The sequence below is a fragment of the Paenibacillus sp. J22FR21 genome (assembly GCF_056269135.1).
Genome location: NZ_JBWDNJ010000007.1, coordinates 88,303 through 102,568, shown reverse-complemented (window position 1 = coordinate 102,568; position 14,266 = coordinate 88,303). Strand labels below are relative to the sequence as shown.

Annotated in this window: 15 protein-coding genes; all 15 read right to left on the bottom strand. The window is 49.9% G+C overall.

The features are described 5' to 3' along the window. Positions 1–386: 386 nt before the first annotated feature. Positions 387–2,258: an RICIN domain-containing protein gene (locus AC0YNS_RS23720; protein WP_475783414.1), complete on the bottom strand. Its 1,872-nt coding sequence runs from the start codon at positions 2,256–2,258 to the stop codon at positions 387–389. 544 nt (positions 2,259–2,802) lie between these two features. After that, a complete protein-coding gene (locus AC0YNS_RS23715; RefSeq protein ID WP_475783413.1) occupies positions 2,803–3,930 on the bottom strand; it encodes a HAMP domain-containing sensor histidine kinase in 1,128 nt (375 codons plus the stop codon). Further along, positions 3,923–4,618 (bottom strand): response regulator transcription factor, encoded by a 696-nt coding sequence (locus AC0YNS_RS23710; protein ID WP_475783412.1) that lies wholly within the window; start codon positions 4,616–4,618, stop codon positions 3,923–3,925. The genes AC0YNS_RS23715 and AC0YNS_RS23710 overlap by 8 nt, the downstream gene beginning before the upstream one ends. Before the next feature lie 56 nt (positions 4,619–4,674). Further along, on the bottom strand, positions 4,675–5,541 hold the full coding sequence (locus AC0YNS_RS23705; RefSeq protein WP_475783411.1) for a M15 family metallopeptidase: 867 nt from the start codon (positions 5,539–5,541) through the stop codon (positions 4,675–4,677). A 116-nt stretch (positions 5,542–5,657) separates the two neighbouring features. After that, positions 5,658–7,529: a glycosyl hydrolase gene (locus tag AC0YNS_RS23700; RefSeq protein WP_475783410.1), complete on the bottom strand. Its 1,872-nt coding sequence runs from the start codon at positions 7,527–7,529 to the stop codon at positions 5,658–5,660. 247 nt (positions 7,530–7,776) lie between these two features. After that, positions 7,777–8,004, bottom strand: a complete 228-nt coding sequence (locus tag AC0YNS_RS23695) for a DUF896 domain-containing protein (protein ID WP_475783634.1) — start codon at positions 8,002–8,004, stop codon at positions 7,777–7,779. Between the two features lie 14 nt (positions 8,005–8,018). Further along, positions 8,019–8,630 carry a flavin reductase family protein gene (locus tag AC0YNS_RS23690; RefSeq protein ID WP_475783409.1) on the bottom strand — a complete coding sequence of 204 codons (612 nt, stop codon included), beginning with the start codon at positions 8,628–8,630 and terminating at the stop codon, positions 8,019–8,021. Between the two features lie 8 nt (positions 8,631–8,638). Beyond that, positions 8,639–9,250, bottom strand: coding sequence for an alpha/beta hydrolase (locus tag AC0YNS_RS23685; protein ID WP_475783408.1), 612 nt, complete (start codon positions 9,248–9,250; stop codon positions 8,639–8,641). Next, on the bottom strand, positions 9,250–10,197 hold the full coding sequence (locus AC0YNS_RS23680) for a ring-cleaving dioxygenase (RefSeq protein ID WP_475783407.1): 948 nt from the start codon (positions 10,195–10,197) through the stop codon (positions 9,250–9,252). The genes AC0YNS_RS23685 and AC0YNS_RS23680 overlap by 1 nt, the downstream gene beginning before the upstream one ends. A 102-nt stretch (positions 10,198–10,299) precedes the next feature. After that, positions 10,300–10,698 (bottom strand): DoxX family protein, encoded by a 399-nt coding sequence (locus AC0YNS_RS23675; protein ID WP_475783406.1) that lies wholly within the window; start codon positions 10,696–10,698, stop codon positions 10,300–10,302. A gap of 63 nt (positions 10,699–10,761) precedes the next feature. Continuing rightward, complete coding sequence (locus tag AC0YNS_RS23670; protein WP_475783405.1) at positions 10,762–11,163, bottom strand: DoxX family protein; 402 nt, start codon at positions 11,161–11,163, stop codon at positions 10,762–10,764. Positions 11,164–11,247: 84 nt separating this feature from the next. Further along, positions 11,248–11,694 carry a MarR family winged helix-turn-helix transcriptional regulator gene (locus AC0YNS_RS23665; RefSeq protein WP_475783404.1) on the bottom strand — a complete coding sequence of 149 codons (447 nt, stop codon included), beginning with the start codon at positions 11,692–11,694 and terminating at the stop codon, positions 11,248–11,250. Positions 11,695–12,120: 426 nt separating this feature from the next. Then, positions 12,121–12,585, bottom strand: a complete 465-nt coding sequence (gene msrB, locus AC0YNS_RS23660) for a peptide-methionine (R)-S-oxide reductase MsrB (protein WP_475783403.1) — start codon at positions 12,583–12,585, stop codon at positions 12,121–12,123. Between the two features lie 19 nt (positions 12,586–12,604). After that, a complete protein-coding gene (locus tag AC0YNS_RS23655; RefSeq protein WP_475783402.1) occupies positions 12,605–13,075 on the bottom strand; it encodes a DinB family protein in 471 nt (156 codons plus the stop codon). Further along, a complete protein-coding gene (gene msrA, locus AC0YNS_RS23650; protein WP_475783401.1) occupies positions 13,065–14,222 on the bottom strand; it encodes a peptide-methionine (S)-S-oxide reductase MsrA in 1,158 nt (385 codons plus the stop codon). The genes AC0YNS_RS23655 and msrA overlap by 11 nt, the downstream gene beginning before the upstream one ends. Between the last annotated feature and the right edge of the window lie 44 nt (positions 14,223–14,266).

Here is a 14,266-nt window from a genome sequence, read left to right as displayed (position 1 = left end):
CAGTTCGTTAGATTCTTGAAGCCCCGGTTTTCGGCCAAATAAGGCCTCCACGGTTCGTTAGATGTTCGCGAATCAGATGAGGGGTGTCAGAAGCGGTTGGCTAGATGCGCAATTATGGATGTGGTAGACGAGATGCTGAGTGTGAAATGCAGGAGTGTGAGATGTGGATTGCGAGTTGCGGAGTATGAGTTGCAGAAGCGCGAGATGCGGAGTGTGAGTTGCTCGCTTTTGCTCTATTTGTAGGAGGCGCATTAAACGTGGGCCGAATCTAGTAGAAGAACGATAAGATACTAAACGCTAGCTTCTCACCTAGCTGAGCCGGACCCTTATCAGGTCCGGCTGCTGGCTGCATGGTTACGATGAAGCCATACTAAGGCATTCCGCTATCAATTCACTTTCACGAGCTGCCACTGCTGATTCGTTCCGCCGTTGTCGAAGTACTGGATGACGTCGCCGCCATCCGCGGTTGATGCGCCGCTGACATCCGCGAGTTTGCCGCTATTTCGGTTGATCAGCTTGTAATAGCTTCCGACGAGCACCGGCTGCCATTGCTGACTAAGACCGGTGCCGCTTGTATTCTGGATGATATTGCCGCCATCCGCAGTCGATTGCCCCGACACATCGAGCGCCTTACCGCTATTGCGATTTACCAGCTTGTAGTAACCGCTGCCGACGGAAACGAATTGCCACATTTGGTTCGTGCCGCCGTTGTCTGTCCACTGGATAACATCTGCTCCGTCCGCTTGCGATGCTTGGCTAACATCCATCAACTTGCTGCTGTTGCGGTTCACCAGCTTGTAGTAGGCTGACGTATCGATTGTCGGCGTAGTGACACCGGAAACGCCGGTGATGACGAAGGTACTGACAGAACCGGCCGGAACCGTCGCCGTAAATTTCTTGTTCGAGAGCGTAAGACCGGAAACCGCAGCCAAATTCTCCGTGCCGCTGGTCCGAGTCCCTGTCACCGAACCCGTCACGTTCGTAAACTGCGACAGGTCATACGTCACCGTGTTGGAAGCAGAGGAGTCGTTGACCGTAACGATGACGAGCTTGCTTCCCGTACTGTCATACGCTGCGATGGAATCCCCATCGGCGATATAGAGAATTTTGTAGCCTGGGCGGATGTACTTGCTCCACTGAGCCATAGAATAGTACTTCTTCTTCACGGTGAAGGTGCCGAGGTTCGCGCTGGCATTATTCAGATCGGTTTCGATCATCCCCCAGCCGCCCGGTGTCTCTACCGCTTGCCAATAGACCCATGCTGAATTTTTCATATACTTGATATCCCACAAAATATTCCGAGACATCGTGATTCCATTCGCTTCCCCGTCACCGTGCTCGGAGTTCCAGATCCGTTTGCCGCCGGCTGCGGTGTTCAAGCCTACACGGTCACTGCCCCCGTACGTATGCGAATTGTACTGCACAAGCTTCGCCTTAGTCGCCGCCGAGTAACTGTTAATCGTATCCCTCGCAAGGTCGATACTCGTTTCTTCCGGCGCGCTGATGCCCGTCGTTAATCCTTTGGCAGTCAGCGAGTTGTACAGCTCACCGATCATGATCTGCTGATTAGCGGCGTACATGCGGTTGCCCTCTTGGCGATTGCCGAACGTCCAATAATTGGAGCTTGGCTCGTTAAAGGCAGAGAGTGTGCGGAAATTAATGCCCCAGCTGGTCTGAAAATGCTGCGTAACCGTCGTCAGATAGTCCGCGAAATCATCATACATATCCACCTTCAGGTTCTCGTCGGCGTTGTTATTCCCGGTAACACTGCCGCTCTTCGTCATCCACCACGGAGGTGAATTGGCGAACGCCTCAGCAATGAACTCGCTCGGGCTGATTCGTGACTTAGCGGCGTTCAATACCCAGCGTTGATTGGCATCTTGCGTCCAATCGTAGCTAGCGGTAGCCGAAGCCTTAAAGCCGGGTATCCGCGCCCGCAAGTCCATATGGTTCGGATAGGCGGGATTCTCACCGCCACCGATATTGTAGCGCACGATGTTCAAATTCAGCCCGCTCGTGCTGAACAGCCGATCCGCATAGTCGTTGCGTACCGAATCCGATGCACCTCCGACACGGTGCGCCCACCAAGCGAGCGTCGTGCCCCAGCCTTCCCATGTCTGATATTGAACACTTGGATTAACGACAGCTGTATAAGCAGCTGCACTTACCTTGGGAACATGCATGCCTCCCAAGCCCGATCCCATCATCGTCACCATCACCACCCAGCTGAAAATGGACAAACCAATTCGTTTCAACATTACGCCATTGCTCCTCTCATCATTCGAATGTTCATCAGGTAACTGATCACGTAACTCAGGTGGACCGCTCTCCGTCCGTCCCTTCGCTTCGCCTCACCCCCTTTACGATCAAATCAAATCGATAAGCAGGAATAGAGCAATAAACTCGCCCGCTACAGCAATGAAACCCATTTCATCAATGAGCGGCAAGCAACTAGATTGTACCATATTTATATGTAAGCGTTGTCAATTTATGGTCCTTCTCCGAAATAAAAAAAAGCCCACCCATAAGCGAGCGAGCGTGTCTATGCTATTAACCTTCGCCTTCGTAATTCTGCAGGAGCAAGCTCCCTCGCGATGAAGGCTGAGGGTTCGCAAATCAAACTCTCAGCTTACGGATTCCGGGTAATTGTCTCTCCCGAAGCCGTTATGCGGATATGCCGCTTAAAGTATCAAAACCAGCTAGTTGGAGGCACCGATAGCGGATATACCGCTTATCGAGTCGGTCCTCGGGTAGAAATGAGCTCATCAAGCGATTTTTCCCAAGGCCCAGCAACCGCGCCTCCTACAAAGACTCAGCTTCCCCGCCCGCGTCGGCTCCCATATTTCGCGGCAAACGAACCTCGAACAGCGTGCGAATGACATCGCTCTGTGCCGTGATGGTCCCTTGATGCTGCGTCACGATGTTCTTCGCGATGGACAAGCCAAGGCCTGTGCTTCCTTCGCCGCGATGGGTACGCGCTTTATCGCCGGTATAGAACATATCGAAGATGTACGGCAGCTCCTCCGGAGGAATGCTGGTGCCGTAGTTAACCACCTGAATGATGGCTTCCTCCGCTTCCATGTGGCCGTTGAGATCGACAAACCGTCCCTCTCTGCCATAGCGAATGGCATTGGTCAGCAGATTCTCAAACACGCGCGCCAGCAGCTCGCCGTCCCCCATGACAGTCAAATGCGGAGCCACATTCAGGCGCGTAGTTAGATTGTTTTTCTCCAACGCCGGATAGAGCTCCTCGTTCAGCTGAATGAGCAGCTCGCTCAGATCAAGCGGCTTCTTCTCCACCTGCAGCTTGCCATAATTCACTCGCGTGATTTCGAACAGCTCGTCAATCAGCTTCTCAAGTCGCTGCGACTTCGTGTACGCGATGCTCGTATAGTGGTTGATTTGCTCCGCTGTCAGCTGATCGCCCCGAAGAATGAAATCCAGATAACCAAGCACCGAAGTCAGCGGCGTGCGCAAATCATGCGCCAAGTTTAAGACCAACTGCTCCTTGCTGTTCTCTGCAAAATCGCCTCTTTCCAGCGCTTCCTGCAACTTCTCACTGGCTAGGTTAATGTCCCGCGCGATATCCTCGAATTCGTCATTGGATGAGAGCTGTACACGATTGTTGAAGTCTCCCTTGGCAAGCTGATTGATTCCGCTGGATATTTCACGAAAATAAGACGCATAACGGCTGGTGAAGAGGTAGAAAAACAGAATGGAGAGCGGGATAAAAACGATCATGAAAAAGTTGATATCCCCGATTTCGCCGATAAAAGTCCGTACCCTAAAGAGCGGGCTTTCCCGCTTGGTAGTCGAATAATAAAGCTGCAGCACTTTATAGAGCAGATAAGTAATGCCGCCTGACAAAACCATGCTCAGTCCAAAGTACTGAAGCATCTTAAATCGGAAGCTGCGGACCATCTCAGCCATGGAAGGAATACCCCACTCCCCATACCGTCTTGATCAGCTTGTTCTTGCGAACATCTTCACCAAGCTTCTTCCGGAGGGTACGAATATGAACCATGACCGTATTGTTTCCTTCAAAATAAGCTTCACCCCACACCTGGAGAAAAAGTTGCTCCGCGCTGAACACCTTCTTCGGATGACTGGCCAGCAGGTACAGGATATCGAACTCTTTTGGCGTAATCTCGATCGTTTCCCCATAAAGAACAACTTTGCGTTGCTCTGGATTGATCAGCAAACCACCTGCTTCCACTACCAGTGGATTCGCTGCTGCAGGCTGATTCAGCAGCATGGATCGTCTCAGCTGCGCGTTCACGCGAGCCACCAGCTCCATGGGGTTGAACGGTTTGGTGACATAATCATCCGCTCCGCTGACGAGTCCGGTAATCTTATCGAGATCGGTCGTTTTGGCGCTTAAGAAGATGATCGGCAGGTTATAATGAGCGCGAATTTGCCTTGTTGCTTCGTAGCCATCCAGCTTCGGCATCATAATATCCATAATCGCCAAGTCAATGGGATGCTTCTGGATCGCAGCGACCGCCTCATGCCCGTCCGTCACTTTTATGCAGTTGTAGCCCTCTTTGTGTAAATGCAGCTCGATAAGATCGGCAATTTCCGCCTCATCATCTGCTATCAGAATTGTGATCGACTTCATTCGTTCCTCCCTGGATTCCATTAGCATGAGGCATGCTCGTAAGTTTCATACTTCCATTACTTGATTTGTGTGGTCACAATGACCCCGTCCTTATTGTTGCCTGACAGCTCATACCTGCCATTGGCCGGTACGGGAATGGTGGTATCCCCGGTGATCGGATAATAAGAGATCTCATAGATTTCATCATCGATCGTAATCGTAATTCGCTTCTTGTCCTTCAAGTAGTCCAAGTACTCTTCCAAGACAAAGTTCTTCTTCTCCATCACAGCACTGTGCGGCAAACCAATATAACGGAAGTGCCACGGCTCGAACTCAATGCCCGTGATCTCCGTTTTGTCTTCAGGATACCGCAGGATAAACCCATATCGCCATGCATTCTTCTTCAGCCACTTGCCCTCAAGCGCTTGACTCATCTCCGCTTGGGTCGAACCGATATCCAGCGATAGCCCCAAATTATGTTCACTGTAGCCTGCCGGCAGGGCGTAATCAGCACCCTTCTGATTATAAAGCAGATTCTGCTCCTCATGATTTCGATAACCGCTGTTGATGATAAAATGGCTCACGCCATCGTTCTTTGCAGCCTTGACCATATCCGCAAATTTACGTGCCAAACTTGGCGACAGCTCAATCTCATTATCCAATAAACGGAATCCATTCACCAGCTCCAGATGCTGAGACAAATTAACCGCCCCGGTCTCCTCACTTTCCGGATGCACCGGATGATCCTTATTCACAAGCAATAAGTCGCCTTTATAAATTTGATCTACGTCTATATGAAGCTCACTCATTGGAGACGATGCCTCTTGAGCTTGCTTGCTTTCATTCAGTTGAACTTCGTTATCGGCGCTCAATTTGGTCTCCCGGACACCGTAGCCGAACAACAGCGATACGAGTATTACAAAACAAAAAACCCACTTCTTCATTTCCCAAGCCCCCTTACCCCTTTATGTATCTAAGGATAAAGAAAACTTGTTAAGAAGAAGTGGGGGAAAATCTAAAGGATTTCTTAAACTTCGCCTGTTCCTTTACGTTCAACGGTCTAAGCGAGTTCCCCAATCCGAATATCATCGAATGTGGCGCTGCCGAATTGAACGAATAACCGCAGTTTCAGTGGTGCTTGAGCCTGTCTTTGAAATCTCGAAATTAGGGTCCGATTGCCGTTCACACAGAGGTCGATCCAATTCTGTTTGATCACGACCTCAATCGAGGTGGTTTCATGCAAGGCTTGGACGCCATAGATCGAAGCAGCTTCATTCTCGAGCAAAGAGGAACAATGGGCACGGTGAATGCCGACTTTGCTGCGGGAAGGATCGAATCGAATATCATAACCGTCTTCGAATCCGCTTGGTCCGGCAATGGATAAGCCGTAATATAAGTTGCGGTTTCCAGGGGTTGCCTGACAAGAAAAGATCAGATCCCCTTCGAACCCATCGAAATCAATATCGCGATCGATAAATCCGTTGAAATCGTTTAATGCTACCTGGTCAATCTCATGCGTAGCAACCGGCTCCGTCGCCAGTTCCGGCATGGGCTTGAACCCTAATGTACCATCAGCATGCTGCACAAGCTCACGAAAAACGAGTTCTCCTGCGTACCTATCCGGTGTGGAAAGGAATCCCGCCACAACTCTTCTCCCATCATGATAGGCGGCCGTCTTCGGCACGCGCCATTGCACGCAATCGAATACATCCATCGCCGGCCGCAGCCAAGGCCCCATCGGCTCCCGGGAATAACGATACCGCGCAACGCCGTCATTACTGTAAATCAGATAATACCAGCCATTCCACTGAAAATAATCCGAGCATTCCGGCTCATCATGATACCCCGGTACGATAAACGGTTCCAGCTCAGTCCAGCTCACGAGGTCCTCTGACGTCAAATGGGCTAAGCAGCCCTGATTGCGAGAAGGCGCGAGCAGACTCGTTGTAATCAGCATATGATACACGCCATCCTCATCCTGAAACACATGCGGGTCCCGAACAGATGCCAGCGAATACTTATTGGACAGCCCTATGTACTGCTCTGTTTTGTGGAACTCCGATCCATCGGTGCTGATTGCATACGTTAACTTGGCCGGGGAACCATCCGTAGCCCTAACGGCATAATAAGCATAATACCTATCATCCTTCACGATGACCGAACCCGTGCAGATCGAACCTTCCCAGTCCGCTGTAATGGCCACGGCCATGGGATGATGCTCCCAGGTTTTGAAATCACGCGTACTTATCTGAGCCCATTGATGCGCGCCAAGACTCCATTTGCTCGCATGACCTCTACGGTCGTACAAGTAAAACAAACGGAATCGTTCACCATCAAAGAACGGCATGCAATCCCCGACTCCGGTATTGTATCCACGCGGCCTCCAATACTGGATCGACGTTGGCTCCACGCCAAGATATTGATCCTCGAGCTGCGCCGCAGGTTTCTCAGGGGTGATTGCATTCTTCCATACATAGAGTTTATCGCTGGCCTGACCGGTCCTGATCTCCACATTCGCGAGCGGCAGTGTACCCATCGGCCAATCTTCGTCCACCAGAACGCCATCGACATAGAAGCGAACCGAGTGACCGTTATAGCTGAGGAATAATGAATGTCCCTCGCGACCGACTGCATCCCACGGAACAGATAAGGTTAACGGATTCGGACGTGCGTCTGTACGAAATTCCACGATAATTGAAGACTGCTGTACGGCAGCCGAAGTTCCGGAATAAACGCGAATAATTTCCTTATGCACCTGCTCATGATGATCTTGATCTTGATCCTGCTGAACAATGGACACGTAGTCTTCTTCGTCAGGCACTTGCGCGATCGCAACTTGCAACGACAAACGCTGAACATGACCCCAATTGAATTGGACGCTCTCACGGCTGTTTAGAAACAAATCGCATGGTACCTCTACGGGCTGGCTCATGAATGATACACTCCGTTCTATTCCGATTCTATAGGTGGAAGAAATAAGTCCCGATTACGCTCATAAAGCTGCTTGTACGTTCGATAGCCCCGCTCATACCTAGCTACGTTGCAGAGCTTCCATTCCTCCACCTCCATGAGTTTCTTCCTATAACATATAATAAACATACAGAATAGTCACAACAATCATACACAAGCATTCCAAATAAATAAGGGAAGCAGCGATTCGCTGCTCCCCTTATTATAAATTAGTGCGCTGCTCTTCTTGCCTGTTCTTGCTTTAATTTCTCCGGCGTAACATCATTGCCGTCCGGATCGATGATCGTGGAATGCAACAGCAGACTGCCTACAGAGCCGCGAAAGATGCGAAGATATTCTTGGCGCAGATCGGCTTGTTCTGCTTTCTCGGCTTCCGTTAAGCCGGAAACTTTTTGCTTCCTGGACAGCTCATTAATTCGATTAAGGATATTCAGTATGATGGCTCACTCCTTTATTGCGGACGTTCAATCTCAAACAGGCTGCCGAGCGACGAGTAGAAGTTGCCTGCCATCCGGCTCACAGGTGCCAGCTTCTGCGCATCAATTCTTCCGTTCTCCAGAATCTCCTCCGAGATCTGAAAACGAACCACTCGCGCAATCAACAGGTCACATCCAGGTGTTCCGCCCGTTCCACCTAGCTCCAAAGCCTGTTCCAGCACACATTCCATTCTGATTTGGGACTCTGCAATCCCCGGTACTTTAACCGTTTCACTCTCAATCGCCGTGAGCCCTGCTAATGAAATCTCACTTTCATCCGGAGGCAAATTCGCTGCAGTTTCATTAATGGCAGCCACATTGGTCTCATCCACGATATGAATCACAAGCTCTCCCGTTGCAACAGCATTTCGTGCTGTATCTTTCATCACGCCGTTCTTACGCTGAACAGCTATGGATAACAGCGGTGGATTGCTGGAAACGATGGAGAAATAGCTGAATGGTGCGCCATTCAATACCCCTTGCTCCGATAGCGTGGTCACAAACGCGATGGGACGCGGAACGACACTGCCGATCAGGAGCTTATAATTATCTCGATCACCTTGAGCTGCCGGATCTATGGAGATCATATCGTTCCTCATGCCGGAAAATGTACTTGAAACCATTTCGTAGCCGCATTAACTTCGGAGGCGGTCAACTGGTGACCGTAGTTCTCCCAATGGACGGCAACATCGGCTCCTGCTCCTCCGAGCAGCTGCTGCAATTCCTCTGTTTCCCTTGCCGAGCAGATCGGGTCATTCGTTCCGGCACCGATGAAGATCGGAGTGCCTGACAAGTCAGGCAGCTCCAGTCCACGCAGCGGAACCATCGGATGATGCAGGATCGCGCCTTTGAAAGCATCCGAATAATGGAACAGAAGGCTTCCGGCGATGTTAGCGCCATTCGAGTATCCGACTGCTACGAAGCTGCTGCGGTCAATGCCATATTTAGCTGCGGCTTCATCCAGGAAGTCGTAAAGCTCTTTCGTTCGGAAAACAAGATCCTCTTCATCGAAGATGCCTTCCGCCAATCGCCGGAAGAAGCGTGGCATGCCGTTCTCCAGAATATTGCCGCGAATACTTAGCAAGGATGAACCCGGAGAAATTCTCTGCCCCAGTGAAATCAGGTCTCTCTCCGTTCCGCCTGTTCCGTGCAGCAGCACTAAGGTCGGTGCACCCTCTGATGTTCCTTGTTCAAAAATATGCTTCATTATTTATTCGCCTCCAACTCACGAACCTTGATCGGATGCAGATTGGCTTGAATTTGCTCGCGTTTCGGTTCGAACCAAGATGGCAGCTGCAGCTTCTCGCCCAGCGCATCCGCTGACTCATCATTCGCGAAGCCCGGTGGATCCGTAGCGATCTCGAACAGTATGCCGCCGGCTTCCCGGAAGTAAATCGCGTTAAAGTACTGACGGTCGATAATCTGAGTCGGCTGATAGCCGGAATTGAGCACTTCCGTTTGCCACTGCGCATGCTCTTCGAAATCCTTCGCTCTCCATGCAATATGGTGCACTGTACCTGCGCCGCTTGCGCCCCACTCCATATCCGCTACAGGTACGTCGATTAGGTTGCCGAGATCTGCAGAGGCTTGGAAGCGTGCATACCCTTGATCCTCGCCGATTTTGGTCATGCCCATAATATGCTCAAGAGCATGTATCGTTTGCGCTGATTTCGTACTAAACAGTACGGCTCCGCCAAAACCTTTGATCGCTTTATCCGTAGTAACGCCGCCAAAGGACCATTCGTTGTTTGCTCCCGCTTCACGCTCCACGATCTCAAGCTGCAGCCCTTCGTTATCCGAGAATTGCAGATAGTTCTCGTTGAATCGCGTAACGGTTGTCGTCGTTATACCGAAGCTTTTCAGACGATCTTCCCAGAAGCTTAACGCTCCTACAGGAACTACATAGGTGGTAATCCCCACTTGCCCGCCGCCAACTTTGCCTTTACGGGAATTCGGCCATGGGAAGAAGGTGATGATTGTGCCCGGAGTTCCGGCTTTGTCGCCGAAGTACAGATGGTACACATCGGGAGCATCAAAGTTAATCGTCTGTTTCACAAGTCGAAGGCCAAGAATACCTGCGTAGAAATCGACGTTCGCCTGCGGATCTCTTGCAAAGGCTGTAATATGGTGAATACCGGCAGTTTGTAATGACATGAACAATCACTCCCATTGGATTAATTTGTAATGACGTGCACAATCCGTAGCTATTGCAGTTAGTATACCGCCAATTTCTCGAAAATAATGAGGTGTACGCGATTAGTTAAAAAGTGCATCCAGCGAATATGAACCTGCTCCGGCGAAAGCTACGCCGATCACCACCGCAAGAACCATAAGCGGGTATTCATATCCGTTAGCCGTTACCCAGAGCCCGTTCTTCCCATGGACTTTAACGATTGCGCCAAGCATGGTAAGTGCAATAAGCGCGGCTGCCAGCGGAGTGAACAATCCGGCTGCGAAGAGCGCACCGCCGACTAATTCCATCAGCCCTGCTGCGACAGCCATGAGAACGCCGGGTTTCATCCCGATGGATTCCATCCAACCGCCAGTTCCCTTCGGACCGTAACCGCCAAACCAACCAAACAACTTCTGTGCACCATGCCCGATAAACAACAAACCAATTACTACGCGAATAATCAATAATCCTAATGCTAACATTTCTTAATACCTCCATATAGTTTTATTTTAATAGTCTTTGATTAAAGATATTTAACCTGCGCATTAGTTGAACAACAGGGCGTCCAGCGAATACGAACCTGCTCCTGCAAAAGCAACACCGACTACAACTGCGAGTGCGACAAGCGGGTATTCATAACCGTTCGCCGTTACCCATAGACCATTCTTCCCGTGTACTTTTACAATTGCGCCAAGCATGGTTAATGCGATAAGCGCGGCTGCCAGCGGTGTGAACAACCCTGCTGCGAAGAGTGCCCCGCCGACTAATTCCATCAGCCCTGCTGCCACAGCCATCAGAACGCCGGGTTTCATGCCTATCGATTCCATCCAACCGCCCGTTCCCTTCGGACCGTAACCGCCAAACCAACCAAACAACTTCTGTGCGCCATGTCCGATAAACAACAAACCAATTACTACGCGAATAATTAACAATCCTAATGCTAACATGTTAAAGTTCAACCTCCATTATGTTTTGGTTTTAATAATCTTTAATTAAAGATATTAAGCAAAAAAAAGCGGTGCACGGAGCTTCTAACTATCTACGCCTTTCCCTAATTTCTTCAGAAGCTCAATAAGGGTCAGCTTTTCTTCATGGGATAAACTTTGTGACATCATGTGGATGGAAGCAGCATGCTTGGGAAAAATGTCATCAAACAAGTCGTTCCCGGCTTGCGTGATTTCCGCAAAGATGACTCTGCGATCGTCTTCACATGGAACTCGCTTAAGTAGCCCTTTCTTCTCCAATTTATCGATGTTGTACGTGATGCTTCCACTTGTAACCAGAATCTTCTCCCCAATCTGCTGGAGCGGAATTCTTCCCTTTGTGTAGAGCACCTCAAGTATCGTAAATTCGGAAGATGACAGCTCGTATTGCTTCATATCTTTAACGGCTTTATCCATCACCGTTCTGTAGGCTTTGGAAAGCACGACGAAAGTTTTAAGCGAGACCGCTTGGTCGTCATCGAGTTGGAATGACATTAGCGTTCACCTCCCTCAGATGTCTTTGATTTAATTATCTTGAATTAAAGATATCTTATTTTTTGGGTGATGTCAATACTTAAATGACCCCCTAAATCCCCTAAAAGGGGGACCCCGAGGGACCCGTCCCTCTGGACACCCGGAATTTGACTAACGTAGGTGCTACAGAGAAGCGCTCGCGAGTTTGTTTGGCGCGTAGGATCGCTTTCGTCCCATTCGGGACACGCTTTACATTTGGCGCGCGGAAGAGATGGGATGGTTATCAGGTGCTCGCCGCTTTGCGACTCGCACGATAACCTAGAGGCCCGCTCTTCGCCCCCGCGGGGATGTTAGTTGAAAGACAATAAGGCGACCTCATTCCTTGTCAGGAACTTCGGTCGCCTTTTATCTATAAGCAGCCTCTATTGAATAGGGGCTGCATCACAATTAGGATTCTTCACTAAACAGCGCAGCATACGCGCCGTAGCCTCTTTTCTCCAGATCGGCTTTCGGAATAAATTCCATGGCTGCGGAGTTCATGCAGAACCGCATTCCGGTCGACGCGGGCCCATCGTTAAACACGTCGCCCAAGAAGGAATCCGCATTCCGGCTTCTAACCTCCGTTCCGGAGAAGAAACCTTTGCGTTTCAGCACGACATTATCGGACTCCAACGGCTTGGAGAAGCTGGGCCAGCCTGTACACGCATCATATTTGTCCTTGGAGCTGAACAAAGGCTCGCCGGAAACGACATCTACGTAAATGCCATCTTCTTCGTTGTTCCAGTATTCGTTAGCAAACGGTCTCTCGTCTATACCGCGCTGCGTTACGTCATATTGTTGTTTGGTTAGCTGCTTTAACTTCTCTTCTTTATTAAAATTCACAGCTTCGCCTTGCTTAGCGTTCGTTTTCATTTCGCCATCTCCCCGTACGTTATTTATCAACATTCAACGAATTCAGCATGCCGTACACAACACCTTGGTGATAGTGCATATGCATCGCGGACAAGTAGAGGAGCTCGCCGATATTCTCGGCGTGCAGGACGTTCTCCCTCACTGGTTCGTCCAGTTTGTCCTTCAATGTCTCGTGAATATGCTTGTTCAATTCTTTGAGCTTGGCGATCAATTCGTCCCACTCTGGCGGTTGTCCCTGCCAATCCGCGGGCTTCGTGCCATAGGCGAATAAAGCTTGATAGCGGTCAGGCAAGGAGAAGAAGCCCGACGCCCCCGAAAGAACAAGAACATCAAAATGCGTGATGACCAGAACATGGCCCAAATGCCAGTGGATATTGTTGCTGTAGCCTGCCGGTATCACGGTTCGTTTCTCCGGCGGACATTGATGAAGTACACGAATGAATTTCTTGATGTGTTTGTTCAATTGGCGAAGAGCGAATTCAGGTCTCACTGGGCAGCTTCTCCTCTCCAAAGAGTGCGGCATAATCGCCATACCCGCTTTTATCAAGCTCAGCTGCCGGAATAAAGATCATCGACGATGAGTTTATGCAGTATCGCAGTCCCGTTGGTTTGGGCCCGTCATCGAATATATGCCCCAGAAAGGAATCCGCGTACCGGCTTCTAACTTGGGTCGAAGTCGAGAATAACCCGGGATCCGGTTTCAGGACAATATTGTTCGACTCTAACGGCTTAGTAAAACTAGGCCAGCCCGTACCGGCATCAAATTGGTCCTGAGAGCTGAATAAAGGCTCGCCCGAAACGATATCGACGTAAATCCCTTCCGCTTCATTGGCCCAATACTCGTTCTCGAATGGCGGATCCTCGAAATCCCTCTGAGTGACGTTAAATTGATGCTTAGTCAACGTTTTCAGCTTCTGCTCTTTATCGAACGCTTGATTGAATCCGATCTTGGCATGCAATTTCACTTCCCGATCCTTGCCCCAAGCGCTATTCAGGAAAGCGTCGCGGCCGGAAGCGAGCTCGGTCAGCCCATGCTGGAGTGGATTTTTCTTGTAATAATCCTGATGTTCGGTTTCAGCTTTGTAAAAGGTAGATGCAGCTGCTATCTTCGTAACAATCGGCTGCTTGAACCTCTTGGATGCCGCTAATTCATCTCGTGATGCTTCAGCCAGTTCCTTCTGCTCCTTGCTGCTGTAAAACACAGCGGTTCGATATTCACTGCCGCGATCGGCGAATTGGCCTTCCGCATCCGTAGGGTCAATGCTGCGCCAATAAACCTGCAGAAGGTCTTCATAAGTCAGTTGATGCGGATTATAGAGTACCTCTACCGACTCGAGATGACCTGTAGTTTGAGAGCCCACTTCATTATAGGTGGGATTCTTCGTATGTCCTCCTGTGTATCCCGACTCGACACGCAAGACGCCATTCACCTTCTCGAAAACCTCTTCCATCGGCCAGAAGCATCCACCGGCAAAAACAGCGATTTCGTAAGGCGTATTCGAGTTTTTAATATACGTCGTTAACAGCTCTTGCTCCTTCGCCAGTTCTTTATTGTGATGGGACATATAGACGGAATAACCAATAAACAATACCAGGGTCATCGCCAATACAATCAACATGCTCTTTTTGAATGACAATGTTCGTTCACCTCTGCCTGGATCTTAATAGTTCAAGAAGCAAT